Annotated in this window: 27 protein-coding genes; 5 read left to right on the top strand and 22 right to left on the bottom strand. The window is 40.0% G+C overall.

The window, feature by feature from the left end:
* Window positions 1-168: 168 nt before the first annotated feature.
* The 3 genes from nagA to JOC48_RS08805 are packed head-to-tail and all read left to right on the top strand — an operon-like array spanning window position 169 to window position 2290.
* The gene (nagA, locus tag JOC48_RS08815; RefSeq protein ID WP_204498832.1) at window positions 169-1362 is read left to right on the top strand and encodes an N-acetylglucosamine-6-phosphate deacetylase; all 1194 of its coding nucleotides are present in this window, start codon (window positions 169-171) and stop codon (window positions 1360-1362) included.
* Complete coding sequence (gene nagB, locus JOC48_RS08810; RefSeq protein ID WP_204498829.1) at window positions 1359-2111, top strand: glucosamine-6-phosphate deaminase; 753 nt, start codon at window positions 1359-1361, stop codon at window positions 2109-2111. Before nagA ends, nagB begins: the two co-directional genes overlap by 4 nt.
* 41 nt (window positions 2112-2152) lie before the next feature.
* Window positions 2153-2290, top strand: a complete 138-nt coding sequence (locus tag JOC48_RS08805) for a hypothetical protein (protein WP_204498827.1) — start codon at window positions 2153-2155, stop codon at window positions 2288-2290.
* Window positions 2291-2757: 467 nt separating this feature from the next.
* Here JOC48_RS08805 and JOC48_RS08800 read toward each other — a convergent pair whose 3' ends face one another.
* Window positions 2758-4617: an LTA synthase family protein gene (locus tag JOC48_RS08800; RefSeq protein WP_204498825.1), complete on the bottom strand. Its 1860-nt coding sequence runs from the start codon at window positions 4615-4617 to the stop codon at window positions 2758-2760.
* Between the two features lie 381 nt (window positions 4618-4998).
* Entirely contained in the window at window positions 4999-5370 is a 372-nt protein-coding gene (locus JOC48_RS08795) for a hypothetical protein (protein WP_204498823.1), read from the bottom strand.
* A 269-nt stretch (window positions 5371-5639) separates the two neighbouring features.
* On the opposite strand from JOC48_RS08795, the gene JOC48_RS08790 reads away from it, so the two are divergent.
* Window positions 5640-6107, top strand: coding sequence for a hypothetical protein (locus JOC48_RS08790; RefSeq protein WP_204498822.1), 468 nt, complete (start codon window positions 5640-5642; stop codon window positions 6105-6107).
* A 107-nt stretch (window positions 6108-6214) separates the two neighbouring features.
* Here the strand turns inward: JOC48_RS08790 and fabZ are convergent, their stop codons facing one another.
* The 11 genes from fabZ to JOC48_RS08740 form a co-directional block, all read right to left on the bottom strand.
* The gene (gene fabZ, locus JOC48_RS08785; protein WP_204498821.1) at window positions 6215-6637 is read right to left on the bottom strand and encodes a 3-hydroxyacyl-ACP dehydratase FabZ; all 423 of its coding nucleotides are present in this window, start codon (window positions 6635-6637) and stop codon (window positions 6215-6217) included.
* A 95-nt stretch (window positions 6638-6732) separates the two neighbouring features.
* Window positions 6733-7080: a DNA-directed RNA polymerase subunit beta gene (locus JOC48_RS08780; protein WP_239584271.1), complete on the bottom strand. Its 348-nt coding sequence runs from the start codon at window positions 7078-7080 to the stop codon at window positions 6733-6735.
* A 29-nt stretch (window positions 7081-7109) separates the two neighbouring features.
* Complete coding sequence (locus JOC48_RS08775) at window positions 7110-7937, bottom strand: flagellar hook-basal body protein (RefSeq protein ID WP_204498820.1); 828 nt, start codon at window positions 7935-7937, stop codon at window positions 7110-7112.
* 12 nt (window positions 7938-7949) lie between these two features.
* Window positions 7950-8774, bottom strand: coding sequence for a flagellar hook-basal body protein (locus JOC48_RS08770; protein ID WP_204498819.1), 825 nt, complete (start codon window positions 8772-8774; stop codon window positions 7950-7952).
* A 115-nt stretch (window positions 8775-8889) separates the two neighbouring features.
* Window positions 8890-9891 (bottom strand): rod shape-determining protein, encoded by a 1002-nt coding sequence (gene mreB, locus JOC48_RS08765; protein WP_204498816.1) that lies wholly within the window; start codon window positions 9889-9891, stop codon window positions 8890-8892.
* Window positions 9892-10137: 246 nt separating this feature from the next.
* Window positions 10138-10431, bottom strand: a complete 294-nt coding sequence (spoIIID, locus tag JOC48_RS08760) for a sporulation transcriptional regulator SpoIIID (RefSeq protein ID WP_204498814.1) — start codon at window positions 10429-10431, stop codon at window positions 10138-10140.
* Window positions 10432-10721: 290 nt separating this feature from the next.
* Window positions 10722-10844 carry a hypothetical protein gene (locus JOC48_RS21505; RefSeq protein ID WP_275580730.1) on the bottom strand — a complete coding sequence of 41 codons (123 nt, stop codon included), beginning with the start codon at window positions 10842-10844 and terminating at the stop codon, window positions 10722-10724.
* 14 nt (window positions 10845-10858) lie between these two features.
* Window positions 10859-11881 (bottom strand): AimR family lysis-lysogeny pheromone receptor, encoded by a 1023-nt coding sequence (locus JOC48_RS08755; RefSeq protein WP_204498812.1) that lies wholly within the window; start codon window positions 11879-11881, stop codon window positions 10859-10861.
* A gap of 221 nt (window positions 11882-12102) precedes the next feature.
* Complete coding sequence (locus tag JOC48_RS08750; RefSeq protein ID WP_204498810.1) at window positions 12103-13011, bottom strand: stage II sporulation protein SpoIIQ; 909 nt, start codon at window positions 13009-13011, stop codon at window positions 12103-12105.
* A gap of 261 nt (window positions 13012-13272) precedes the next feature.
* Window positions 13273-14325 carry a stage II sporulation protein D gene (gene spoIID / locus JOC48_RS08745; protein WP_204498808.1) on the bottom strand — a complete coding sequence of 351 codons (1053 nt, stop codon included), beginning with the start codon at window positions 14323-14325 and terminating at the stop codon, window positions 13273-13275.
* 114 nt (window positions 14326-14439) lie between these two features.
* Window positions 14440-15438: a LacI family DNA-binding transcriptional regulator gene (locus JOC48_RS08740; protein ID WP_204498806.1), complete on the bottom strand. Its 999-nt coding sequence runs from the start codon at window positions 15436-15438 to the stop codon at window positions 14440-14442.
* Between the two features lie 317 nt (window positions 15439-15755).
* Between JOC48_RS08740 and JOC48_RS08735 the strand changes: the two genes are divergently transcribed.
* Window positions 15756-18254, top strand: a complete 2499-nt coding sequence (locus tag JOC48_RS08735; RefSeq protein WP_204498979.1) for a carbohydrate-binding domain-containing protein — start codon at window positions 15756-15758, stop codon at window positions 18252-18254.
* A 194-nt stretch (window positions 18255-18448) separates the two neighbouring features.
* Here the strand turns inward: JOC48_RS08735 and murA are convergent, their stop codons facing one another.
* From murA to atpF, 9 genes are all read right to left on the bottom strand, one after another.
* On the bottom strand, window positions 18449-19750 hold the full coding sequence (gene murA / locus JOC48_RS08730) for a UDP-N-acetylglucosamine 1-carboxyvinyltransferase (RefSeq protein ID WP_204498805.1): 1302 nt from the start codon (window positions 19748-19750) through the stop codon (window positions 18449-18451).
* A 34-nt stretch (window positions 19751-19784) separates the two neighbouring features.
* Entirely contained in the window at window positions 19785-20504 is a 720-nt protein-coding gene (locus JOC48_RS08725) for a YwmB family TATA-box binding protein (protein WP_204498804.1), read from the bottom strand.
* A 208-nt stretch (window positions 20505-20712) separates the two neighbouring features.
* Window positions 20713-20943, bottom strand: a complete 231-nt coding sequence (locus tag JOC48_RS08720; protein WP_239584282.1) for a DUF1146 family protein — start codon at window positions 20941-20943, stop codon at window positions 20713-20715.
* 223 nt (window positions 20944-21166) lie between these two features.
* Window positions 21167-21568 (bottom strand): F0F1 ATP synthase subunit epsilon, encoded by a 402-nt coding sequence (locus tag JOC48_RS08715; protein WP_204498802.1) that lies wholly within the window; start codon window positions 21566-21568, stop codon window positions 21167-21169.
* A gap of 223 nt (window positions 21569-21791) precedes the next feature.
* Window positions 21792-23192 (bottom strand): F0F1 ATP synthase subunit beta, encoded by a 1401-nt coding sequence (gene atpD / locus JOC48_RS08710; RefSeq protein WP_204498801.1) that lies wholly within the window; start codon window positions 23190-23192, stop codon window positions 21792-21794.
* A gap of 19 nt (window positions 23193-23211) precedes the next feature.
* Complete coding sequence (gene atpG, locus JOC48_RS08705) at window positions 23212-24075, bottom strand: ATP synthase F1 subunit gamma (protein ID WP_204498798.1); 864 nt, start codon at window positions 24073-24075, stop codon at window positions 23212-23214.
* Between the two features lie 94 nt (window positions 24076-24169).
* Window positions 24170-25678: a F0F1 ATP synthase subunit alpha gene (gene atpA / locus JOC48_RS08700; protein ID WP_204498796.1), complete on the bottom strand. Its 1509-nt coding sequence runs from the start codon at window positions 25676-25678 to the stop codon at window positions 24170-24172.
* A 22-nt stretch (window positions 25679-25700) separates the two neighbouring features.
* A complete protein-coding gene (locus JOC48_RS08695) occupies window positions 25701-26243 on the bottom strand; it encodes a F0F1 ATP synthase subunit delta (protein ID WP_204498794.1) in 543 nt (180 codons plus the stop codon).
* Window positions 26240-26704 carry a F0F1 ATP synthase subunit B gene (gene atpF, locus JOC48_RS08690; protein WP_204498978.1) on the bottom strand — a complete coding sequence of 155 codons (465 nt, stop codon included), beginning with the start codon at window positions 26702-26704 and terminating at the stop codon, window positions 26240-26242. Before atpF ends, JOC48_RS08695 begins: the two co-directional genes overlap by 4 nt.
* Window positions 26705-26833: the final 129 nt, after the last annotated feature.

The raw sequence follows: 26833 nt of genomic DNA, 5'->3' as shown, positions 1-26833 counted from the left end.
CCTTTTTACATAATTTCATTGGTATTATTCCCAACAAATTTTTTATCATGTAAAGTGTACCGTTTGCAGAGCAATGTTACATTTACTTGTTTAATTATTCTTTTCCTATTCCATGTGGATTTTTTCTCATAAAAGCGAGATAATAACTCATTAGAGGTGACGTTACAAATGACCGAAAAAAATACACTACTCAAAAATGCAACCCTTTATACAGAGAGCGGTGTCATTGAAAATGGGTATATAAAATTAGTCGATCATCACATTTCCGATGTAGGTTCGATGGAAAATCTAACTGCTGAAGATGATTTCAATACGTTCAACCTTCCCGATGATTACAAAATTATTCCTGGAATGATTGATGTACACATTCATGGAGTGAATGGTGCGGATACGATGGATGCAACTCCCGAAGCGTTAAAGACAATGGCCAAAACGCTGCCAAGGGAAGGGACGACGAGTTTTTTAGCAACAACTATGACACAAAACAGAGATGCGATAGAAAAGGCACTACTCAATGCAGGTAAATTCATCACGGATGAACAAGAGCCAGGGTATGCCGAAATCATTGGCATTCACCTGGAAGGCCCTTTTATTAATAAAGAAAGAGCAGGAGCTCAACCAATTGAACATATTACCGACCCAAACTTGGAACTTTTCAAAAAATGGCAAACGATAGCCCAGCACACAATTAAATTAGTAACACTAGCTCCCGAACAGCCTGGTGCAACCGAACTAATCCAACATCTTAAAACACACAACGTGATTGCATCCATCGGCCACTCGGATGCTACATTCGAACAAGTGGAGCTTGCTATTCAAGAAGGGCTTTCTCACGTTACTCACTTATATAACCAAATGAGGGGACTACACCACCGTGAACCAGGAGTGGTTGGGGCTGCCCTGCTTAAAGAGGAATTAATGGTAGAGATAATATCAGACGGCATTCATTCAAGACCTGAAGCAGTTCAGTTAGCTTTTCAAGCAAAAAAAGCGGACAGGTTAGTATTAATTACCGATGCGATGCGTGCGAAATGCTTAAAAAGCGGCACCTACGACTTAGGTGGACAAAAAGTAACCGTAGAAGATGATAGGGCTTTTTTAGAAGATGGTACGTTAGCCGGAAGTGTGTTGACGATGGATCAAGCATTTAAAAATATGATCGAATTTAGTGGTTGTTCCATCCCTGAGGCCATCGCTATGTCATCAACCAATCCGGCAAAAGAGCTAGGTTTATGTAACAAAAAAGGCAGTATAGCAATAGGAAAGGATGCCGATGTCGTTGTTTTAGATGAAGAAAATAAAGTAGCGATGACATTTTGTAAGGGATATCTTGCTTTTCAAAAAGGAGATGAGAAGGAATGAAAGTGATAACGGTTAATGATTATGCAGACATGAGCAAGAAAGCAGCAAACATGATTTTAGAGCGTGTTCATTATTCAAAAAAATTAACACTTGGATTAGCAACTGGGGGTACACCAGTAGGAACCTATGAACATTTAATTAAGGATCACAAAGAGAATAAAACATCTTATCAGCACGTAACATCATTTAATCTAGATGAATACGTCGGCTTGGATCCGTCCGATCGTAACAGTTATCATTATTATATGAATGAACATTTATTTAACCATATCGATATTCCAGAACAACAAACCCACATTCCAAATGGGATAGCGGAAAATGTTCAACAAGAATGTAATGATTATGATCAAAAAATTATGGAATGTGATGGGATAGACTTACAATTGCTCGGACTCGGGCATAACGGCCATATAGGATTTAACGAGCCTGGAACTTCTTTTGAAACAACAACGCATGTCGTTAGCCTAACAAAGGCAACGCGTGAAGCAAATGCCCGGTTCTTTAACAGTTTCGATGAAGTACCAACCCAAGCCATTACAATGGGAATTCAAACGATTATGAAAAGTAAGGAAATCTTACTTCTAGTATCCGGTAAAAAGAAAAGCTCAGCATTAGCACGTTTGGTTAATGGAGAAATGGATACCACATTCCCTGCATCTATTCTTAACAAACACGCAAATGTTACCATTGTTGCCGACCATGACGCCTTACAGGAGGTAGATGAAAAACTTTATTCTATGACGAAGTGACGATTGGAGTGCAGGGATTCATTGATTTTGGAGGTGATTTTTTGTCTAGAGAAGAAGGAAAGAAAATAAAATACAGTATATGGGATACACGAACGGATGAAAGAAATCTTAAAAATGTTGAAAAGTCTCCTTTATTGAAGGAAGCTAAACACAATCGAAAGAATAATAATATGGAGTGAAATGTCTATGAAAAGTAAGAGGTGGGCATGCGCGCATAACGGCACGAGAAGTGAGAGTAAATTCGCCGATGTGCGCATAAACGCCACAATGGTGAGAGTATTCCCTCCGACTGTGCGCATAATCGCCACAATGGTGAGAGTATTCCCTCCGACTGTGCGCATAAACGTCTCAATGGTGAGAGTATTCCCTCCGACTGTGCGCATAAACGTCTCAATGGTGAGAGTATTCCCTCCGACTGCGCGCATAAATATTCCTAATGTGAGAATAAATCCCACGCCCGTGCGCATAAACAGCCCAAACCTGAGAGTAAATCCACGCCCGTGCGCATAAACAGCCCAAAGCTGAGAATAAATCCCACGATCGTGCGCATAAACAGCCCAAAGCTGAGAGTAAATCCCCGCCCGTACGCATTTTATCTCCGGAATTTAACAGTAAAAGAGCATGAGGACCTGCCTCATGCTCTTTTTCAATTTATTAAATAATCCAAATAAGGGTCTGCCCAGTCATAAATTTTCAACAAATTGTTTACATCTTCCTCAAAGTATTCCTTTGGATCTTCTAGTTGGAGTGGCTCTTCCCTTAATCCATACACGCGGACATCTCTTTTAGCCGTCTTTGGTATAAATAAAGCTTCATCGTTAAACAATCCACCAGTTGGCAAATAGTATCTCATGCCAAGCAAGTTGTGTTCGTATTGTAGCAGGTTATGGCCAAAGTACAGGTAGTTTGGTTCTACCCCCATAAGGTTGGTAATTGTCGGCATCATATCTAATTGCCCGCCAATGTGATCAATTGCTTTTCCTTCTATTTCTGTCACTCCAGGTACACCAACGATAAATGGAAGGTTGAAGCGATCAACCAAGGAATATGGTCTGCCTCCTAACAGCTCATTCAATAATTTTACATCTTCACTGTTCACCAAGCGTCCATGTACACCGGAATGATCACCGTATAAAGCGATGATCGATTCATCCCATAATCCCGATTCTTTCAAGTCGTCAAAAAATTCTCCAAGCGCTTCGTCCGCATAACGAACAGACTGCAAGTAATTGCCAATCAGTGTACCTTCATATCTTTCGGGTAAATCTAGATACTCCTTATCCGCTGGCATTTCAAACGGTGTATGGCTTGTTAACGAAAGGACATGGGCATAAAATGGTTCGTTGCTTGCTTGGAAGTCTCGTAGTTTCCGCATCGTTTTTTCATAAAAAACACCATCTGATGGACCAAACCCAATCGTGTCATCATCACCGTAATAAGCCGTTTCATAATATTCATCAAATCCAAGAGCAGGATACAGTTCCGTTCGATTCCAATATTCCACTTCATCGGCGTGGAAGGTGGCCGTGTGGTAGCCTTTGTCCCTTAACATTCTTGGCAATCCAGGTAGCTTGTCTGTGCGACTCAGAACATTTGGCACAGGCGTCTCCCCTTTTGGATATAGGGAAGTGTTCACAATAAACTCTGCATCTGCCGTATTGCCAGCACCAATTTGCTGGAATACATCTGTAAAATAAAAGCTTTCCTTTACCCATTCATTGATGTTTGGTGTGATTTCTTGGCCGTTAAGCTCCATATTTATGACAAAATCCTGTAGTGATTCAATTTGAATAAGGATCAGGTTTCGGTTTTCTGCTACTCCAAAAAATTCGTGTTGATCGTAAGGAATAGGTTCGTTTCCTTTTAGCTCCATGATTTCATGGAAAATCTCGTCTTCCTTTTCCGGTCCAAAATCGATCTCTTTAGGCGCTTTCGACTCTTCATAAGCCTTGATTAATTGCGCATTTATAACCCCATTTTCATAGGAATATAAAGACTGATCTAGGATTCTCTCATGCTTACTGAAGAAAAAATTACTCGCGGAAATACCAATACTGACAAGTAATACAGCAAAAATTGTTTTGCTAGCGAATTGGTGATTGACGGGATATTTCCAAATCATACGCAAGCAGAAAAGTACTGCTATCAAAAGGAAATCCGCGAAAAAAAGAAAATCATTTGGGCCAATTAATAAAAAGATACTTTCACTAACCGATCCAACCTGATCCAGTTGCCCTAAGTCATAAAAGGTTGGCATCGTTTCGAAATACCGCTCATAAATGGTCATTCCAAAAAACAAGGCCGATAATAGCAAGTCGATGAACAGGTAAGATACGATTTTGCTTTTCTTCTGAACAAGCTCAATGATCGCAAATAAAAATAGTACAAAACTTAGTTCATACCATAACGTATTCCATATATTATAATCTTCAAAAAGTACTGCTCGTAATCCAATAAACTTTAGTACGATTACGATCGTATAGAAGATAAAATAACTTTTTATCATATGCACTGCTTCACATCCTCTTTTCTTATCTTTCTATCATAAGGAAATGTAAAAGGAATGTAAATAATATGTAAATTTTCTGAGCTAGTAATTGTTGTTAATTAGGGGATATTTTTTATTCTTGGGGTGTTTCGGGATTTACTCTCACTCTCGGGGCATTTATGCGCAACAATCCTCGGTTTTCTCTCACTTTCAAGGCCATTATGCGCAACTTCCATGAATTTACTTTCACTCTCGGGCCATTATGCGCAACGGTTCGAGATTTACTCTCACTCTCGAGTTATGCGCTCTTCTACACATGATTCGTCGTCCTTTCCAGCTATTTTAAAACGTTCATTTAAAAGGAACCCACGAGATTATGGGTTCCTTGGGGACGCAAATTTATTCGTCTTTTTCTTCTTGATCAATGATATCTTCATCTGTTGCATCCGTTTGTTCATCTGTTACTCCATTACCGTTTTCATTATTACCATTTCCGCCATTTCCGCCGTTTCCAGCGTCATCGCCATTTTCGATTACGCCTTCTTCTGGATCATCGGTGACAGCGCCGTCGCCATTTCCATTCGCGCCATCATCACCTAGTTCTTCTTGGATTTCTTCTCCAGCATCATCCATTTCCTCTTCCATTTCTTCTACTGGAGCATCTTCGTCTTCTGCTGGTGGTGGCTCTTCTTCATCATTTGCTGCACAAGCTGTCATGATGGAAACAGCTAACGCAGGCGCACCAAGCTTGATTAACCATTTTTTATCCATTGGTATCCTCCTTCAATTTTATCATTTCTCTATTAGCTTTCCCAAAACTCATGAAAAATAGTTGTGAAAATTACCCAATACCCCCGAGTTGAAACTGTTATTCCTATCAACAGTCAAAATTATGTTTCTTCAGTTTTGTTAAAATTATTCAAAAAGAGATTGTTTTTTTAATAATTTTGGATGAGTTGAGCCATAATACTTACTACTTTCCACTTATTTATGAAGAGTAAGTACTGGAGGAGTTTAAAAAGGAGATAGGAAAAGTTAAGATGAATAAACCAAAAAAACATGAAATACTTCTATGGAACATCGCTTTACCAGGATTTGGGCAAATACTTAATAAAAAGTTTATAAAGGGGATTACTTTTGTTTTCATGGAGTTTATCGTTAATGTGCAAAGCAATTTTAATTTAGCGATCAAACATTCCTTTACGAATAATATCGAACAAGCATACGATGTCATTAACTATCAATGGCTTATGTTTTATCCTTGCTTGTATATGTTTGCAATTTGGGATGGTTATCGAGATGCCGAAGATGCAAAACTCGGTCCTTATTCTTACCTTCCTTTTGTTTTCGGAGCATTTGCATTGACCATTGGTTTAATGTATTCCAATACGGTCATGATCAGAATTGGTCCTGTTTTTTTTCCGATGCTATGTCTCATACCAGGCGTTTTTGTGGGATGGGTGATAAAAAGGATTTTCATTCATGTTGAAAAAAGCCCCGATCAGTGACTTGTCCTATTTGGGTGGAGTATCCAACCTTATCATTAAACAATAAAACCCCCACTCCAAGATGGATAAGGGGGGAGATGCTGATTGATCAAACGTTTGAAGTATTTTTATTTTATTGCGAACATAATTTCCGCTTCACAAGCAATTTCACCGTCAACGGAGGCAACGGCCTTCCCTTTACCGATTGGACCTTTTAAACGGATGATTTCAACCTCCAGCTTTAATTGGTCCCCTGGCTTCACCTGGCGCTTAAATCGGCATTTATCAATTCCTGCTAAGAAGCCGATTTTCCCTTTGTTCTCTTCTTTGTTTAAAATGACCACTGCTCCAACCTGTGCCAACGCTTCTACAATTAAAACACCCGGCATTACTGGATAATCCGGAAAATGTCCCTGGAAAAATGGTTCATTAATGGTGACGTTCTTTTTTCCTACGACACGTTTGTCATCTTCCATTTCTGTAATCTCGTCAACAAGTAAAAATGGGTATCGGTGTGGAATCGTTTCTTTAATTTGCTGTATATCGAACATTTCAAGTCTCCTTCCAAAGCTATGTATATCATCTTTTTCATTATACCAAAAGAATAAACACAATAACCAAAAAAGCTAACCGCATATTACCACGGTTAACTCGGATACGTTACTAGCTCAATAATATGTCGCCATGTATCAAATTCCAGCGCATCAGTTGGACTGCCATTACCTAATACACCAAATCCAACCATTAAACCACCTAGTAAAGCTAAATAGGATAGGACTAACACAACAATGATACGAAGCCAGATTGGGAAAATACGGCGGACGGGTTGTCTAGCTTCTTTTTTCGCTTCCCTGCGCCGCCTTCGTTGATTCGCCTCTTCACTATGTGATGCTCTGCGCTCCATTCTTCTATTGTGTCTTTGAAGTTTCTTTAGGTCCCTGCGTTTCGTTGGACTTTGATTCACTTCATTCGTTTGAGGTTGGATTGTAGACATACTTGATACTCCTTACATAAATATTTAACTTATCTCAATTGGTTAATTAACCCTTGCATTTGGTCACTCATCGAAATCGATCTGGCATTTAATTGATAGACCCTTTGCGAGGAAACCAAGTCCGTCATTTGCTTGGCCATATCAACATTGGAGTTTTCCAATGCTCCTGTTTTTATCTCAACATCAGCCGGGTTCACGAACGGAATGATCTCATCCACGTTAAAATTTGCTTCGGTCTGTTCGGATAAACGGAAATTGTTCGTACCGACAGCTTCCAGTAACTGTGGGCGGACCGCTTCCACTAAAGACAGCTGATCCTCGACCTCTGTATTGCCATTTCGTGTGACTTCAATTGCGCCAGATGAAGTGATGGAAATGCCGTCAAAATCATCCGCTAATACAATCGGTCCGGCGTCCCCCATCATTGGATGGCCATTTTCATTGGTAAGCATGACCTGATCATTTTCCAATGGGTTTAAATAAAAATTACCTGCTCTCGTGAACTGCGTCTCTGTCTCGCCATTTTCGGTTACACTAACCTGAAACAGGTGATTATCCTTTAACAAAGCAGCATCAAGAAGTCGTCCTGTTTCCTTTAATGCGCCTTGCTTTAAATCAATCGTGGTGTTTGAAAGTCTTGCACCATTGCCAATTCTGATCCCATCCGGGGTTAATCGTCCTTCTGCATTGGCAGGATCGGTCAAATTATTGAGCTGTTGAAATAACAAAGACGAAAACTCTGATTGGCGTGTTTTGTAGCCAGTCGTATTGACGTTGGCCATATTATTCCCAATAACGTCCATCTTATTTTGTAGCTGCCCCATCGTGACTGCAGCCTGTAACGCTACTCGACTCATCACAATCTCCCCTTATCGAATTCTTGCTATTTCATTGACCGCTTTATCTAAGCTTTGATCATAAGCCTTTAGCACTGTTTGATTCGTTTCGAACGATCGATAAGACTGCATCATTTCCGTCATCGCCTGGTTTGGGTCGACGTTTGAGCCTTCTAAGTAATGTTGCTGAACAGTAAATGTTACATCAGGATTCGCTCTAGCATTCGCTAACGGTTGGCCGTCTTCTCCTAATTGAAAAAGACTTTGGCCAGCTTTTACTAAATCATTCGCATTCGGACTATATGCAACATTTAAAGCAAACGTTTGATCAGGCAGCTGAACATTCCCATCTGCAGTCACCGTGAATGCTTGACCATCTGTGTTGATTTGGTTTCCGTCTTCATCAAGGACGTAATACCCTGCATTCGTCACGAGAAATCCTTGCCCATCAACGGTAAAATTACCATTTCTCGTATAGCTAGTATCTCCGTCATTATTTTGAACAGCGAAAAAGATACTGCCGTTTTCATCTGGCATGACACCATTGACTATAGCCAGATCCGTGGACAAACCTGTTTCCTTTAATGCTCCTTGGGAAAAATCAGGAATCGTTTCTTGTACATACACGCCTGTGTTTAAGGAACCAATTCGCGTACGCATTGGAATATGTACGTTATTGGAAGATGGAATTTGCTTATTTTCCATGCGGTCTATCAGTAATTCAGGGAAAGCTCTCAGTGTTGCTTGATCTTGCTTATAGCCTGGGGTTAAAGCATTGGAGATATTATTGGATAACGCTTCTTGACGTCGCTGCTGCGCAATCATTCCAGATGCAGCTGTATAATAACCTCTTAACATGAATGATTCCCCCTCTCCTTAGAAAAAAGCTCGTCGTGCAAATCCTCATGTAAACACATACGTTGTTCAAAAAAATGATGAAATCCTACAAAATTCGCCGTTTCGCTGTGAAAAATTAAACAATCTTCTTTCTTTCAATTTTATCTATATTTTCAAGCATGATTCCTGTCCCTTTAGCGACACAATTCATTGGTTCTTCGGCCATCAAAACTGGAACTTTTAACTCTTCGGAAAGCAATTGATCTAAGCCATGCAGGAGTGCGCCTCCCCCAGTTAAAATTACACCTCGGTCAATAATATCTGCTGACAATTCCGGCGGTGTTTGTTCAAGTACTGTTTTGGCAGCTTGTGTAATGAGAGAAACGGACTCACGTAACGCTTCCTCTATTTCTCCTGAGCGAATCGTAATCGTTCGAGGTAATCCCGTAACCATATCACGCCCGCGAATATCAATTTCCTCATTTCTTGCTCCCTGAAATACGGTTGCAATTTGAATTTTAATATCCTCAGATGTTCGTTCACCGATCAACAGCTTGTACTTTCTTTTCACATAATTAAGAATTTCAGCATCGAATTTATCACCAGCCATTTTTATCGATTGGGCTGTAACAATATCACCCATCGATAAAACGGCAACATCCGTTGTTCCACCGCCAATATCGACGACCATGTTTCCGCTCGGCTGAAAAATATCCATCCCAGCACCGATCGCCGCGACCTTTGGTTCTTCCTCTAAGTAAACCCTTTTCCCACCAGATTTTTCTGCCGCTTCCTTGATCGCCTTTTGCTCTACTTTGGTGATATTGGTTGGGCAACAAATTAGCATGCGAGGTTTGGATAAAAATCCACGAACATTTATTTTATTAATAAAATATTTTAACATTGCTTCTGTTACATCAAAATCAGCAATGACACCATCCTTTAAAGGGCGAATCGCTTCAATATTTCCTGGTGTTCGTCCAACCATACGACGGGCGTCATCTCCGACTTCAAGCACTCGACCTGTCGTGCGGTCCATTGCAACAACTGAAGGTTCATTTAAGACAATTCCTTTACCTTTTACATGGATGAGTACATTAGCTGTTCCGAGGTCTATTCCTATATCTCTTGAAAACATATTCTTTTGATCCTCCCTGCCTATTTAGTTGCGGTCTATCCGTCCTTGAACATAATGCTTCTAGTTTATATAATATCACAAATTTAGGAATTTAGTTAATTGGAAAAGGAAATTATTTTCAGAAATCGGAGAAGATGTTCAAAAAGAAACCAAATGTAAGAAGTAACTCGTCTGCACCTAGAACGGAGAACTACTCATATTTGGCACTTTTTGAACTATTGTTGGTAAACGGGAGGATCATAGGGTTTAACTAACGGGTTTGGCTGGTTGGTCTGTGCTAGTCTCAGTGGAAGTATTGAGCCTATACTTTAACTTTGTTGCTTCTCCACCACGCAGATGGCGTATCGCCTTATGGTGATCGAGGACTAGTTTCACTTCATTTGCTAACTCAGGATTAATATCGGGTAGTCTTTCGGTTAAATCCTTATGAACAGTACTTTTCGAAACTCCAAACTCTTTTGCAATGACTCTTACCGTTTTTTTTGTTTCCACGATATACTTACCAATCTTGATCGTTCTTTCTTTGATGTAGTCGTGCACATCACTCGCCTCCCTAAGTTGTATGTCCAAGGTGAAATGAGACAAGGTGATGAAAATCGTGGTCATCCATACAAGCGATATGTAATCGGATAAAGAGTGGTATCGTTGTTAAATCGTTTGGTTTATATGCCTTACACACTCTCACCTTAGACCTTTCTTGGTTTGGTTTATAACATTTTATTAACAAATGCGAGCGAATATGCTTATTTTTTTCTTCTTATGGTTGTCCTTATTAAGCAAAAGGGGTCAGACCCCTTTTTTAAGCAAAGAGTACAGACCCCTTTTTCAAGTTACCCTACATCCCCATATTCTGGATCGTTCATTACCTGTTGTTCCGATTTTGGTACAGGGTCCACGTCATCTGCCTGCACCGAGAACAAAAGTACTAAAAGTAAAAGAATGGATTTTCGCATCTTTTATTCCTCCTTTACGGTTGTTTAAAGGCTTGTAACGGCATTCGTGCAAAAAAGTGATCACTTCTTCTTTCCACAAAGTCATAGTAAGCGTGTATTAATAATTCTCTGTCTCCTGTTGCCAGTCCTAGATAGTATTTTCGAAAAGGAGAATTAATTGGTATTTTCGATAAAATCGATTTTGCCTTTTTCAGGTTTCCTTTGGCTATTTCCAAATGGGCTTGTTCACTTAAATCTGTTGTCTGAACTCCATCTGCTTGTCCAAAATGCGCACAAACAAAAGGATAATTGTGTTCAGTGATGATGGATAGTAATGGCTGATTATCAAAAACTTTGGCGAGTTTTATCGCTTCATTTAAATGGTATATACTAGAGGTAAAATCTTCATAGATGTAGCTGAGTGCAAGTCTAATATGCAAGTGGGCTTTTTTTTCAAGATGGTAGGTTTGATTGATGGCTCGAAAACCATATTTCCGAGCGAGAATTAATTCATTACGTTTCCAATAATATATGAATAAAAGCTCATGATATCTTATTGTAAAGGAAGATGCCAGAAGTGGATTTTCTATTTTGCTTAATTGCTTGGCTATGTTATCCAAGTAGGAACCAATGCAATCAAATTGGTAGGTTGAGTAATGAATGGACACCTTTAAAAAGCTTACAATACAAGCTAGTTCAGGAGTATTTGTTTTGATTTCGTTTAATTCATGCAAAAGCAGGTGTGCTGCCTTCGCTCGATTTTTCCATTGAAGCATAATGTCGTAAACGATACCCCAGGTTTTATTCACACAATTATGACTTTGTTTATTGCGTGTGATCAGCTGTCTTACTTCCTGAAGACAACCATTCATATATAGAAATTCCATCCCAACTCTCCAGTCGCTTTCTCTCTTTGATTCGAGACAAAATTTCTTACTTAATCGGATCACTGTCTTTTCATCATTATTTTTACTTACAATGGCTAGATAATGATGTAAATGTAACGATTCGTCGTAATCCTTGTTAAACGTTCGTTTTATGGATCGTTGCTTACTCATGTTCCACCCCCTCTTGGGATTTAACGATGACAGGTTTTGCTAGTTTATCCCATATTTTAAAATTATCCCAGTTAATGAAGCCTATTTCAACAGATTACACCAAACAATCGTTCGACGCTTTATTGCTTTATTCGACAATCGTGGTGGAGGGGGATCCTTTTAAGAAAAAAAAGAAACTCACTCAGGCGGTTTGACCCACCCAATTGAGTTTCCTAGATATCTTACGTATTTGCTAAAGCAGCTGATGACTCAGCATCTTCTGTGATTTGGTCTTGATTGGATTCATTATCACCAGAATCTTCGTCTGTTTCATCATCTTCACCTGTTGAACCATCGATGTCCACATCATTTCTTGACATATCCGAATCTACCTCAGACCCATCAGACTCTGATCCATCAGATGGTTCATTATCTTCACGATGTTGTGGTGATTCAATATCACCGATTTGCTGATTGAAATAATCTTCCGGGTTAACAGGTTCTCCATTTTTACGTAATTCGAAATGAACGTGTGTACCACTTGCTTGTCCATACAGGTTACGACCTGCAGTACCGATTGTGTCGCCTTGTTTCACTTCTGCTCCAGTCTCCACAAGTACATTTTCTAAGCTTGCATAATACGTTGTTACATCATTTTCGTGTGATAATTGAATCACATTACCTAATAATGGATGTTCTTTTACTTCTGTAACAGTTCCACTTAACGCTGCAGTTACATCAAAGGCTTCACCATCAGAATAGGTGATATCTACACCTTTACTTTGATAGTATTTATTGTTGTATAAAACAAGTGCATTAACTTGGTCTTCTTCGTCTGCTTCATAGTCATAAAACTTCGTCACAATCTCTGCCTCATCTTGATTTGGAACTGGCATTTTTACCACTTCCTGTTGATCGATGACAGGCTGTGACTCTTCATTGAAGTCCTCATCAAAGCTAGTAAGTTCATCGTTACTTAAATCCGTGTCAGGCTGTTCATTCGCCTCTGGGACTTGGTTATCTAAGTTTTGATACCATAAAACACCTGTTAACAACAATGCAGCCATCGTTAAGTAAACTGCAGGGAAAAACCACTTCTTACCGACAATACGTTTCCAACCTTTTTTTGAAACGTTGTTTTCCTCTTTCATTGATCATCACCTCAGCAATCATTCTGATCAGAAAGAGGAAGATATATACATAAAAACGAAAAAATTTTTATACTTATTTTTCGACAAAATTCTCATTTTATACATAAACGCGAAAAAACTTTCATTTTCTCCGTTCTCTAGCTTGTCTTAATAAAAAAATAGAGCGCTTCTCACGATACGATACGCCCTATTGAAAGCATTGCCTTTTATACTTTTTTACATACAAATGAACGTAGGGCAGTTGTTGCATCCAGCCCATCTTTATTTTTTAGCAGCTAGCTTCGGTGCGTTATAATCAACCTGATCGACTTCTGCTCCTTGATAATAGTAGGAAATAATGTCCTTATACGTCTCGCCTTCCTTGGCCATTCCATTGGCACCATATTGGCTCATGCCGACCCCATGTCCATACCCTTTTGTTGTAAAAACGAGGTGGTCGCCTTTTTGTTTAATTTCAAAATCACTTGAATTTAAGTCTAGCTTTTCACGGACGTCTCTTCCGGTAAAAGTTTTACCGCCTAAAGCAATGCTTGCAACACGATTACTTTTAGTGCGTTCCATCTGAAAGCTACCATTGGATTGTGCAAGGTTAATACCAAGTGCATTTTCAACTTGCTCAATCGTAAAGATCTTTTGGTCTAGATATTTCGGTGATTCCTCATCCCATGGACTTTCGACACTTCTTAAATAAGGTAATTCATTTTGCCAATATTTTTCGGAATCCTCTGTATAACCATTACTCGTCGAGAAAAAGGCTGGTGTAATTGGTTCACCCTCATAGGTAACAATTTCCCCCATTGTCGCAGCAACCGCTTGACGAATTTTATTTATCTTCCAGTTATAATCCGTTCCCCATTGCTCACGGAGCTCTTGGTCACTTTTATAAACTTGATGTTGAACGGTATCTGTTACATCTGCATTACCAGGGAGAGAGTTTTCTTCTTTATGCATTAAGTAATTAACAATGTATGTTCTAGCTGTTAATGCCTGTGCCTTTAGTGCTTCTAGTTCAAAATCTGCAGGCATTTCTGATGCCACCACTCGTGTTACATAGTCTTCCAATGGAACCGATTCTGTTGTTTCTTTATTCGAACGAAATACATGTACGGAAAAAGGAGAATCACTTGCTTCAATGATTACTTCTTCTATTTCCTTCTGCTCAGAAACGGTTTCTTTTTCAACTTCAGCCGATTGGATAAATGGTAAAACAATTAATGTAGGTACAACCAAAATAAATGTGATAAGACTACCGACAAGGATGATGCTTGGCGCTTTCCAGGAATACATAGTTTGACGTTTTCTCCATTTGCTCATAGGTGGCCTCCTTTTCTACTGTATCTACTAATAAATTTATACACAATAGATAAACAATAGAACCAAAAATTGAAGACAAAAACGAAAACATCTTCCTGCTGTAGACCGTTTATGCTACCGCTTTCCCCCACACGTTTCTCGTACAATTAATTCCGAGTCCACCATAATTGAGCTTGATGCTAGGACACCATTGATTAAATCAGAAATCATGTGTGCAGCTAGTTTTCCTATTTTGTCAGTATCTTGTTTCATTGTCGAGAGTGGTTGGGGGATATAGCTGCTAATCTCTATATCATCACAGCCGACAATCGCAATGTCTTCCGGAATTCGTAGGTTATGTTCACGAATTGCTTTCATTGCACCGAGAGCCATAACGTCTGAAGCTGAAAAAATAGCCGTTGGTCGTTGGTTTTTCTTCGATAAAATAGCGTGCATGGCATCGTAGCCGCTTCGCTCCGTAAAATCACCGTATTCTATCCAATCGTCATGAACAGGTAAACCAAATTCAGATAATGCTTGTACAAAGCCAGCTGTTCTTTCACTGCCAACAATAGTAGTTGGAATTCCACCAATATAAGCCATTTTGCGATGACCTACTAAATAAAAGTGCTCGACTACCTTTTTCCCTAGATTTTTATTACCGGTCATAATGTAGCCAGACTTGTTTCCGCTAAGCTTTATGTCGATTCCAATGCACGGTATATCGCTTTTATCCAAATCCTCAATCGATTGTTGTATTTCATCTCCACCGATGATCATGCAACCGTCCACTTCTGCTTCTTCGCACTTCTTTACATAATTCCGTTTATCCGTTTCACTCGAAAAGAAAACCAAGTCATATCCGAGGGAACCAACTTCTTTGCTAAAAGCGTTCATTACATTCACAAAAAAAGGATGGTTAAAATGAACCCTTACACCATAAATGATTCCGATTCGATTTTTTCGTTTTTTTGATTTGCTTCGTTGAGCAGACCAATATCCCGTTTGATGCAGCACCTCTTCTATTTTCTTCCGTGTAGCTTCTCCAACATCTGCGTACTGATGGATTACCTTTGAAACCGTACCAGGAGAAACACCGGCTTTTTTGGCAATTTCTTTTATCGTTAACTTCATACTTTTCACCACCTATGAATTTTTACGAAACGTTTCGTAAATCTATTTTCTATTATACGGGGAAAAGTTTTTCATTTCCAATCTCCTCCATCCTTTTATTGCTACATTTTTCGACGTAATTCAATCCAAAATATGCCAATTTATTTATTGACACTTACCTCATAGCTTGATATATTTATTTCGTACTAGTATTAAACGCTTATTATGTAAGCGGTTTATTTACGAAACGTTTCGTAACAATCAGAGAAGGAAAGGGGCACATAGACAATACTTAATCGATACCATTCATAAATCAAGGAGGATTTAACGTGAAAAAAATGAGACATATTTTTTCTTTTATTGCCATTCTAGCATTAGTCGTTTCATTACTACCACTATCCACACAAGCGGCAGAATCTGATTATGCTAACTTACTAGTCGACCCTGGAAAAAAACCTTCTGAGGGTGGCGCCCTTCAAATTATTGAAGTGGACGGGCAAAAAACGCTTGGTGATCAAAATGGAGAACCGATTCAATTACGTGGAATGAGTACACACGGACTGCAATGGTTCCCTGAAATCATCAATGACAATGCATTTAAAGCCCTTTCGAATGATTGGGATTCAAACTTGATTCGTTTAGCCATGTACGTAGGTGAAAACGGGTATGCCACAAATCCAGAAGAGATTAAACAACGCGTCATTGACGGGATTGAATTAGCAAAAGCAAATGACATGTACGTGATTGTTGACTGGCACGTCCATGCTCCTGGTGATCCAAACGCTGATGTGTATAGCGGTGCAATGGATTTCTTTGAAGAGATCTCTTCCCTATATCCAAATGATCCTTCCATTATCTACGAGTTAGCAAATGAGCCGAGTGGCAATAATAATGGTGGACCGGGATTGACAAACGATGAAGCAGGTTGGGAAGCTGTAAAATCTTATGCTGAACCAATCATTGAGATGCTACGTGAAAACGGAAATGAAAACCTTGTCATTGTTGGAAGTCCGAACTGGAGTCAACGCCCGGACTTAGCAGCAGACAATCCAATCGATGATGACAATACGATTTACACGGTACACTTCTACTCAGGCACACACATGCCCGCTGAGGATAGTTCTGACCGATCGAATGTGATGAGTAATGCTCGGTACGCACTTGAAAACGGGGTAGCTCTATTTGCTTCTGAGTGGGGTACAAGTGAAGCAAGTGGAAACAATGGACCGTACTTAGATGAAGCAGATGTATGGCTTAATTTTTTAAATGAACATAACATTAGTTGGGCGAACTGGTCGCTAACAAATAAAAACGAAACATCGGCAGCCTTCACTCCTTTCGAGCTTGGCAAATCCGAAGCGACGAATTTAGATCCTGGAAGTGACCAAGTTTGGTCCGCGCAAGAATTAAGTGTTTCTGGTGAATACGTACGTGCTCGTATTAAAGGGACTTCCTACGAACCGATTGATCGTAGCGCGTATACAAAAACAATTTGGGATTTCAACGATGAAACTGTTCAAGGATTCGGTGTTAACGCTGATAGCCCACTGCAAGACATTACCGTAACAAATGTAGATGGGGCGCTTGAAATATCAGGACTAGACGCTAGTAATGATGTGTCTGAGGAAAATTATTGGGCAAATGTTCGACTGTCAGCGGACAGCTGGGGGAGCTCAGAAGATTTACTTGGTGCAACAGAACTAACATTGGATGTCCTTGTTGATCAACCGACAACGGTTTCAATAGCAGCCATCCCACAAGGTCCTGCTGCTGGTTGGGCAAATCCAACAAGAGCGATTCAAGTGACTGCTGATGATTTTGTAGAGCAAGAGGATGGTACGTTTAAAGCAGAGCTATCGATCTCACAAGAGGATTCCCCATCATTAGAAACGATCGCAACGAGTTCCGAAGACAACACCATTAGCAATCTTATTCTTTTTGTTGGAACTGAAAATGCAGATGTTGTTTCGTTAGACAATATTCGTGCGACTGGAAAACGAGTAGAAGTACCTGTCATTCATGCGGAAAAAGGAGAAGCAACTTTCCCTTCTGATTTTGAAGACGAGACACGCCAAGGTTGGGCTTGGAGTGCAGACTCAGGTGTAAAAACAGCTCTATCGATTGAAGAAGCGAATGGATCAAATGCATTAGCTTGGGAATTCGCTTATCCAGAAGTAAAACCTACCGATGATTGGGCTTCTGCACCACGATTAGATTTTTGGATGGACAACTTTGTTCGCGGAACTAACGATTCTGTGGCATTTGATTTATATGTCGAACCTGTTCGCGCTAGTGAAGGCTCCATCTCCATCCATTTGGTTTTCCAACCAGAGGATCTTGGTTATTGGGCGCAGGCTCCTGCCACCTATGAGATTGACCTGGAAGCATTAGGTGAAGCGACAGTAACAGAAGACGGTTTATATCACTATCCAGTGGAAATGGATTTCCGTAATATTGAAAATTTAAAAGATGATACAATCCTGCGTAACATGATTCTCATTTTTACAGATGTAAACAGTGATTTTGCCGGAAAAATGTATGTGGATAATGTACGTTTCGTTGGAGACGAAGCAGCAGATCAAGAAACTGCTCCTGAGCAGACAGAGGAGCAAGCAAGTGACACTACAGAACCTAACGAGGAAACAGATCGTGTAGAAGAAGACAATGCAGCGCCTGAGCCAGAAGTGGAAAAAGGCGAGAGCGGATTAGGTGATAAAACAGAGGATGGCGAAAAACTTCCAGATACAGCAACAAACTATCCAAACGTGATGTTGTTCGGCCTACTACTAGTAATCGCTGGTATCTTTCTCTTTCTTAAAACTCGGAAGTTATCCTAAAAGATGCTATTGATAGAAGGCTAACCAAACGCAATCTCACTAGGTGTCCTTCTAATCCACGAGCAAGAATAACGATTTACACGGAGGTCAGAGCCCTTTTGGGGGATCTGACCTCTTTGCATTACTTAACAATCCAGCATAAAAATCGAAAATGGGCTACCAAAATACTTGGTAGCCCAACCTCCTCAAATCGATCAAGATATTGACGTGCGCTTAGAAATATTAACCACTATCCTATCATCATCCACACGTTCAATATCTGCTCCTAACTGTGCTAATTTTTCAGTTAGGTTCACATAGCCTCTGTCTAGATGTTTCAGCTCTGTAACACGTGTATAACCCTCTGCATTCAATCCTGCCAAAATTAACGCTGCTCCAGCTCGTAAGTCTGTTGCTGCAACTTCAGCTCCCTGTAGGACAACAGGACCTTCTACAATCACACTTCTGCCTTCAATTTTCAATTTAGCATTCATGCGACGGAACTCTTCTACGTGCATAAACCTGTTTTCAAAAACTGTTTCTGTAATGACACTAGTGCCTTGCGCATTTAGCATCAAAGACATCATTTGTGATTGCATATCCGTCGGAAATCCAGGATGAGGCAACGTTTTGATATCCGTTGCTTTTAGTTTCTTTGGACCGATTACCCGTAATCCGTCTTTTTCTTCCTTAATGATTACTCCCATTTCTTCCATCTTTGATACTAAGGAACGCATATGATCGATTTCTGCGCCTTTAATTAGAACATTTCCCTTCGTGATTGCAGCAGCGACCATAAATGTACCTGCTTCAATTCGATCCGGGATGATTGCGTGTTCCGCACCATGAAGTTTATCTACACCATCAATTTTTATCGTATCTGTACCAGCACCTACTACTTTTGCACCCATTTTGTTTAAGAAGTTGGCTAGATCGACGATTTCAGGTTCCTTTGCACAATTTTCTATTATCGTTCTTCCTTCCGCTAATGCAGCAGCCATCATAATATTTTCTGTTGCACCTACACTAGGAACATCTAGATAAATTTTCGCACCTTGTAACCTTCCATCGGCATATACTTCCACATAACCATTGCCGACGTGTACCTTAGCACCCATTGCTTCAAAACCTTTTAAATGAAGGTCAATCGGACGAGAACCTATTGCACATCCTCCAGGCATAGCAACCTTTGCATGGCCGTATCGTGCTAGCAAAGGACCTAACACTAATACAGACGCACGCATTTTTCGCACATATTCAAAAGGAGCTTCTGTGGTAAGTTTTTTTGTTGCATCAACGGTTACTGTATTATTTTTAAAATTGACGTCAGCATTCATGTTTCGTAGTACTTCTTTAATCGTAAATACATCAGCAAGAGCTGGAACTTCATGGATCTTACTTTTTCCTTCACTTGCAATTATACTTGCTGCGATGACAGGCAGTACGGCATTCTTTGCACCTTCCACTTTGACTGTGCCCTTTAACTGCCTCCCACCACGGACGATGATTTTTTCCAAGGTTCATTCTCCTCTGCGTCCAATTTCACTATTATTAATATTCAGTAACTATGATAGGTGTTCCAATCGTAAAGGTTGTTTTACCGCCCAATCCTTTTCGAGCAGCCAATTGTATATTCATTGGTTTGTCCGCTGTGGGTATGACAGTTTCCCAACGTGACGTATAGCCAGATAGAACAACAAAATCATTTTCCTTCATCTCATCTAGTGTTTGAACATTCCAATTTTTAAGTACATTTTCCAAAAAAATAACATTATCTATTTTATCATTCGGTTGCGTTTTCAAACAAGAGAATTTTGTCACATTTTCTGTAAAAAAATGATTTTTCATTGTGGTAATTATTTCTTGTGAATACTCCACAATTGATGGATTCCAAGCTGATCCATTTAGTTTGAATATGAACTCATAATCATAGTTACTGTCATCAGGGATGACTATAATATATGTTTCGCTAACATCATTATTTTTATGTCGGTTCCATATTAACTTTGTTCCATGGTCACGTTCTTCTGTGGAAAGGGACGCATCCGGATAATGATCTTCCATGAACGCTGCTATTTCATTGGCTTTTTCTGGATTAATGTTTTCTTTTGCAAGCACTTCCCATTGCTGAATAGATAGCCCTTCTTCCTCAACAATAGAAGCCATATCACTAATTTCTTGAACGCTATTTGCAGAAGCATTTGCTATTGGTAAATGATAACCGATGAGATATACAAAAAGTGTAAAGACGAGAATGAACCTTGGTTTCAATTTAATCCTCTCCTGTTCTATCGCTTAATCTAGTAAACTATTATAGACAGGGGAACGAAACTTCATACTTCCACGAGTCATTTAACATTCGACAAATTCTGCTTAGGGGTCAGACCCCTAAATTAGAAAAACTTCGACACTTGTCGAAGTTTTTTGTAGGAAACATGATAGAGTTTGTATTGGCTTTCCCAACTTTTTGAACGCACATTTAAAATAAAAATATTAATTGCTGTGACCAGTTGAGGAAGTCTAGGAAGAAATTGCTGACTGTAGTCCCTATGGCAATGGTAAGAAATATCATAAATACTCTTGCTTCAAATACGCGACCTTTTCTTAATAATGGATCAATATTGACAGCCTGCACCACCTGCCAAGTAATGATTATAAAGATTATATGGGAAATCATCCCGAACAACGCCTGTTGACCCATTGTTTGCATCATGTGTCATCACATCCTTTATTTTTTCTATTCATTATCCATACAAAAGCAAACTCACATACGTGGTTTATTCAAGAATAACATTTGCTTATTCCATTATTAAGGTTCTCATTCCATTCACCGCTTGTCAATTCGAACAACTGTTACAAGCAATATTCGCTATTTCCCGGGCAATATAGACAAAAAAAGACTTTAAGCCCCATTGGGATTAAAGTCTTTTTTTCTATCTATTTTCTGCAACATCTAAACGGTTAATCGCACGTTTAAGTGCGTACTCTGCCCTTCTGAAATCTACATCATCTTGTTTAGCTTTCAGGCGTTTTTCCGCACGTTCTTTTGCTCTTCTAGCACGCTCCACATCAATATCTGAAGGTGATTCTGCGGACTGTGCAAGTATGGTTACTTTATCAGGACGAACCTCTAAGAAACCACCGTTTACCGCAATTGGTTTTGTATCATTGTTCCCCTTCAAACGTACAGCGCTAATTGTTAATGGTGCAACGAGCGGAATGTGTCCTGGTAAAATACCAAGCTCTCCATTTTCTGCCTTACAACTAACCATTTCAAAATTATCTTCCAGTACAGGGCCATCAGGAGTGACAACACTCACGATTAGTGTTTTCAATGGAACCCCTCCTTGGGCTGGAATTGGGTCGAGGGGACAGGTAGCCTATCCCACTCGTTGTTTTCTTATTTGGGACAAGGGACCTGTCCCAGTCTAGCTGTTCAGTCTAGCTGCGGAGCCTAGCCCCTCGAGGTCACAAGTCATCTTACTGCGTAGCTATAGAGCAAGCTACTACGTAAGCTGTCTTGTGCTTGTCGGGGCTGGGCAAGGCTCCTCCGCTTCCTTATGCCATTTGTTCTGCTTTTTCGACTACTTCTTCGATGCGGCCTACTAGGCGGAATGCATCCTCTGGAAGGTCGTCATATTTTCCATCTAAAATTTCCTGGAAGCCTTTTACAGTTTCTTGAACTGGTACATAAGAACCCTTTTGACCAGTAAACTGTTCAGCTACGTGGAAATTCTGAGATAGGAAGAATTGAATACGACGTGCACGTGACACCGTCAATTTATCTTCATCAGAAAGCTCGTCCATACCTAGAATTGCAATGATATCTTGTAATTCTTTATAACGCTGCAATGTACGCTGCACTTCACGCGCTACATTGTAATGCTCTTCCCCTACAATTTCAGGGTCTAACGCACGAGATGTAGATGCAAGTGGATCCACGGCAGGGTAAATACCTTGCTCAGAAAGCTTACGATCCAAGTTTGTTGTCGCATCTAAGTGTGCGAAAGTAGTTGCAGGTGCTGGGTCTGTATAGTCATCGGCAGGTACATAAATCGCCTGGATTGATGTAACAGAACCTTTTGTTGTTGACGTAATACGCTCCTGTAACTGACCCATTTCCGTTGCAAGTGTTGGTTGGTAACCAACGGCAGATGGCATACGACCAAGTAGTGCGGATACCTCTGAACCTGCTTGTGTAAAACGGAAAATGTTATCAATGAACAATAGTACGTCTGCACCTTTTTCATCACGGAAATATTCCGCCATTGTCAGACCAGTTAGTGCTACACGCATACGCGCACCAGGAGGCTCGTTCATTTGTCCGAATACCATCGCTGTTTTTGAAATAACACCAGAGTCCTTCATTTCAAAGTAAAGGTCATTACCTTCACGGGTACGCTCACCAACACCAGCGAATACGGAAATACCACCGTGTTCTTGCGCGATGTTGTTAATAAGTTCCTGGATAAGAACTGTCTTACCTACACCGGCACCACCGAATAAACCGATTTTACCACCTTTGATATATGGAGCAAGTAAGTCAACAACTTTAATTCCAGTTTCTAAAATTTCTGTTTCTGTCGCTAGGTTTTCAAATTCAGGAGCTTGACGGTGAATTGGATCACGACGTACATCTCCAGAAATTTCTTCATCAAGATCAATGTTATCACCTAGAACGTTAAATACACGTCCTAATGTAACATCACCTACAGGCACAGAAATCGGTGCACCTTTATCTACTACTGCCGTACCACGCTGCACACCATCTGTTGATGACATCGCAATCGTACGAACAGCATCATCACCAAGATGTAGGGCAACTTCTAGTGTAAGGCCGCTGCCTTTTCCATCTTCTGTTTGAACCTCTAATGCATTGTAAATTTCAGGAAGTTGTCCGCCCTCGAACTTTACATCTACAACAGGTCCCATTACTTGAGTAATTTGTCCTTTGCTCATCGATTTCCCTCCTAACTCACTATTCTAGTGCAGCTACTCCACCGACAATTTCGGTAATTTCTTGTGTGATCGCTGCTTGACGTGCTCGGTTATATTGTAATGATAGATCATCAATAAGATCGCTCGCATTATCCGTTGCACTTTGCATTGCTGTCATCCGTGATGCATGCTCACTTGCTTTACTATCCAGAAGTGCACCATAGATTAAACTTTCCGCATACTGCGGCAACAACACATTTAAGATTTCTTCTTGGTTTGGCTCATACTCATACATGCTTGAGCTTTTATTTGCTCCCTCATCCAAATTTGTTAGAGGCAGCAATTGCTTTGCAGTTACTTCTTGAGAAATCGCACTAATATAATGATTGAAATAAACGATTAATTCATCAATTTCTTCATCAATATATAATTGTACTGTTTCTGCAGTTAAATCTTTAATATCTGCAAAATTTGGTTGATCCGGTAATCCGGTAATTTCTTTTGTTACTGGAATTCCGCGCTTCTTGAAAAAGTCACGTCCTACTCTACCTGCAACGATTACCGTATATTCATCCTCCGATTGGTGCTTTTCCTGAATCGTACGATAGACAGCACGCAAAATACTACTATTATAAGCTCCAGCAAGTCCTCGATCAGAAGTGATGACAAAATATGCTGTCTTCTTCACTTCTCTAGCCTTTAGCATTGGGTGTTCCGCTTCTTCACCACTGTTGGCAATGCTAGCTACCACCTCTTGTAACTTTTCACTATATGGCACAAACGACTTTGCATTTAGCTCAGCTTTATTTAATTTAGAAGCTGACACCATCTGCATCGCTTTTGTTATTTGCTTCGTTTTTTGCGTGGAAGTAATCCGTGTCTTAATATCTCTAAGAGAAGCCAAGTGTGTTCACCGCCCTTTCTTCAAAGGTTAACTACCGTCAAAAATTCGTTCATTCAGACATGTTCCTAACTTAGAGGAAAACATGCTGTTCCATTTATTCTGAAACGACAAAAGTTTTCTTGAACTCTTCCATCGCAGCGTTGAAATCATCTGCTTCTGGTAACTTTCCTGTTTCTCTAATTGACGCTAAAAGATCCTTTTTATTGCTAGACATCCAATCATGTAGTTCAGCCTCAAAACGAGTAACATCTTCTACTGGAATGTCATCTAGGAAACCATTTACAAGTGCATAGATAATTGCTACCTGTTTTTCTACAACTAATGGTTTGTGTAGTCCTTGTTTTAAGACCTCAACTGTACGAGCACCACGGTTTAATTTTGCTTGTGTTGCCTTATCAAGGTCAGAACCGAATTGCGCGAATGATTCTAGTTCACGGTAAGAAGCCAAGTCTAGACGTAACGTACCGGCAACCTTCTTCATCGCTTTGATTTGAGCAGATCCACCTACACGAGATACTGAAAGACCAGCGTTAATCGCAGGACGTACACCTGAGAAGAATAGGTCTGATTGTAAGAAAATCTGTCCATCGGTAATCGAAATGACGTTTGTTGGAATATAAGCTGAAATGTCACCAGCTTGTGTTTCAACGAATGGAAGTGCTGTTAACGAACCTCCACCTTTTGCATCACTAAGTTTAGCAGCACGCTCCAATAGACGAGAGTGCAAGTAGAATACATCCCCTGGGAATGCCTCACGACCTGGAGGACGGCGTAACAATAGGGAAAGTTCACGATAAGCAGATGCTTGCTTGGATAAGTCATCATATACTACAAGCACGTGCTTGCCGTTATACATAAATTCTTCACCCATGGATACCCCAGTATATGGAGCTAGGTAAAGTAATGGAGCTGGATCAGATGCACCTGCAGATACAACGATTGTGTAATCTAAGGCACCATGCTTACGTAGTGTTTCAACCGTACCACGTACAGTAGATTCTTTTTGTCCAATTGCTACATAAATACAGATCATGTCTTGATCCGCTTGGTTCAAAATCGTGTCAATGGCAACGGTAGTTTTACCCGTTTGACGGTCACCGATAATAAGCTCACGTTGTCCACGTCCAATTGGCACTAGCGCATCAATCGCTTTAATACCTGTTTGAAGTGGCTCATCAACCGATTTACGATCCATTACACCTGGTGCAGGAGATTCGATTGCACGCGACTTTGTTGTTTCAATTGGTCCTTTTCCATCGATTGGTTGACCTAGTGGATTAACAACACGTCCTAGTAATTCCTCACCAACTGGCACTTCCATAATACGTCCTGTGCGGCGTACTTCATCACCTTCACGAATACCTGTGTAAGGTCCAAGAATAACGATACCTACATTGCTTTCTTCGAGGTTCTGCGCCATCCCCATGACACCATTGGAGAATTCCAATAGCTCTCCAGACATTACGTTGTCCAGACCATGAGCACGTGCGATACCGTCACCAATTTCAATAACTGTACCGACATCATTTACTTCAATGTCAGATTCATAATTTTCAATTTGCTGTTTAATCAGCGCACTGATTTCTTCAGCTTTTATGCTCATGCCATTTCACCCCTATCATCCATTATTTGGCGGAAACGATATTACGTTCGATTCGCTCTAATTTTCCTTGTATCGTGCCATCGTAAATGGTATTTCCTATCTTTATTTTTACCCCACCTAGAATTGCTGTATCTACAATATTTTCGATGTTCAGCCTTTTTAGGTTTAGTTTCTGTGAAAATACGTTGGAAATCTGCTGTTTTTCTTCATCTGCTAACGCACGAACGGAATATACGGTTGCATCTGCAATTCCGTTAGATGCATTGACTAATGCAGAAAAGTGATTAACAATGGCCGGTAAAGCTTGTTGATTGTGTCGATTGACAAGTATTTTCACTGTATTTCGTACGTCTGACGAAAATTGTTGAAATACTTGGTCAATCATTTCTTTCTTTTTATCACTGCTAATTCGTGGATGTGCTAAAAATTCCACAAATTGTTTATTTGATTCAAATACTTCTTTCACAATTTGAAGCTGAGCTTCTAGTTGTTCAGACGTAGATTTTTCTTGTCCAATTTGAAAAAGAGCCTCCGCATAGCGTTTTGATACGTTTGCTTTACTCATCGCTCTTCTCCTACCTCTTTAATGTACTCATTGATCAGCTTCTCTTGATCTTGTGCATTAATTTCTTTTTCAATTACTTTTGATGCAATTTGTACAGATAAGGAAGCAACTTGATCTTGCAATGCTTTGATTGCTTTTTCTTTTTCTTGCTCGATTTCTTCTTGTGCAGATTTTTTAATACGCTCTGCTGCCTGACGTGCGGATTCAAGGATATCACGCTCTTGATTCTGCCCAGCTTTTTTCGCTTCTTCTATAATCGATTGTGCTTCTTGACGAGTCTGCTTTAATTGCTCTGCAGCCTCACGTGAAGCTTTCTCTGCTTCTGTACGATTTTTTTCTGCAATATCTATTTCACTGGCAATATGATTTTCACGTTCTTCCATTTTATTAAGCAATGGTCCCCATGCATATTTTCTCAATAGGAACAATAGAATAGCAAAACTTACTAGTGCGAAAAGCATATCTCCTACACGAAGCCCACCAACCTCGGCTCCAATCACTAGCCAACTACCATATGCATGCACAGTACTCACTCCTTTCAGCGGTCTTCCGTTTCAGTTCACTCCATAAATCAATCTGATTGCGAGGCA

Source organism: Aquibacillus albus (genome assembly GCF_016908325.1).
GTDB lineage: Bacteria > Bacillota > Bacilli > Bacillales > Amphibacillaceae > Aquibacillus_A > Aquibacillus_A albus.
The sequence above is the reverse complement of the archived record's forward strand: the minus strand, read 5'-3'. Positions and strand labels throughout refer to the sequence as shown.

Coding starts and splice junctions, on each gene's coding strand:
- nagA (WP_204498832.1), top strand. CDS start 169: ATGACCGAAAAAAATACACTACTCAAAAATGCAACCCTTTATACAGAG.
- nagB (WP_204498829.1), top strand. CDS start 1,359: ATGAAAGTGATAACGGTTAATGATTATGCAGACATGAGCAAGAAAGCA.
- JOC48_RS08800 (WP_204498825.1), bottom strand. CDS start 4,617: ATGATAAAAAGTTATTTTATCTTCTATACGATCGTAATCGTACTAAAG.
- JOC48_RS08795 (WP_204498823.1), bottom strand. CDS start 5,370: ATGGATAAAAAATGGTTAATCAAGCTTGGTGCGCCTGCGTTAGCTGTT.
- JOC48_RS08790 (WP_204498822.1), top strand. CDS start 5,640: ATGAATAAACCAAAAAAACATGAAATACTTCTATGGAACATCGCTTTA.
- fabZ (WP_204498821.1), bottom strand. CDS start 6,637: ATGTTCGATATACAGCAAATTAAAGAAACGATTCCACACCGATACCCA.
- JOC48_RS08780 (WP_239584271.1), bottom strand. CDS start 7,080: ATGTCTACAATCCAACCTCAAACGAATGAAGTGAATCAAAGTCCAACG.
- JOC48_RS08775 (WP_204498820.1), bottom strand. CDS start 7,937: ATGAGTCGAGTAGCGTTACAGGCTGCAGTCACGATGGGGCAGCTACAA.
- JOC48_RS08770 (WP_204498819.1), bottom strand. CDS start 8,774: ATGTTAAGAGGTTATTATACAGCTGCATCTGGAATGATTGCGCAGCAG.
- mreB (WP_204498816.1), bottom strand. CDS start 9,891: ATGTTTTCAAGAGATATAGGAATAGACCTCGGAACAGCTAATGTACTC.
- JOC48_RS21505 (WP_275580730.1), bottom strand. CDS start 10,844: ATGCGAAAATCCATTCTTTTACTTTTAGTACTTTTGTTCTCGGTGCAG.
- JOC48_RS08755 (WP_204498812.1), bottom strand. CDS start 11,881: ATGAGTAAGCAACGATCCATAAAACGAACGTTTAACAAGGATTACGAC.
- JOC48_RS08750 (WP_204498810.1), bottom strand. CDS start 13,011: ATGAAAGAGGAAAACAACGTTTCAAAAAAAGGTTGGAAACGTATTGTC.
- spoIID (WP_204498808.1), bottom strand. CDS start 14,325: ATGAGCAAATGGAGAAAACGTCAAACTATGTATTCCTGGAAAGCGCCA.
- JOC48_RS08740 (WP_204498806.1), bottom strand. CDS start 15,438: ATGAAGTTAACGATAAAAGAAATTGCCAAAAAAGCCGGTGTTTCTCCT.
- JOC48_RS08735 (WP_204498979.1), top strand. CDS start 15,756: ATGAGACATATTTTTTCTTTTATTGCCATTCTAGCATTAGTCGTTTCA.
- JOC48_RS08720 (WP_239584282.1), bottom strand. CDS start 20,943: ATGCAAACAATGGGTCAACAGGCGTTGTTCGGGATGATTTCCCATATA.
- atpD (WP_204498801.1), bottom strand. CDS start 23,192: ATGAGCAAAGGACAAATTACTCAAGTAATGGGACCTGTTGTAGATGTA.
- atpA (WP_204498796.1), bottom strand. CDS start 25,678: ATGAGCATAAAAGCTGAAGAAATCAGTGCGCTGATTAAACAGCAAATT.
- JOC48_RS08695 (WP_204498794.1), bottom strand. CDS start 26,243: ATGAGTAAAGCAAACGTATCAAAACGCTATGCGGAGGCTCTTTTTCAA.
- atpF (WP_204498978.1), bottom strand. CDS start 26,704: ATGCTTTTCGCACTAGTAAGTTTTGCTATTCTATTGTTCCTATTGAGA.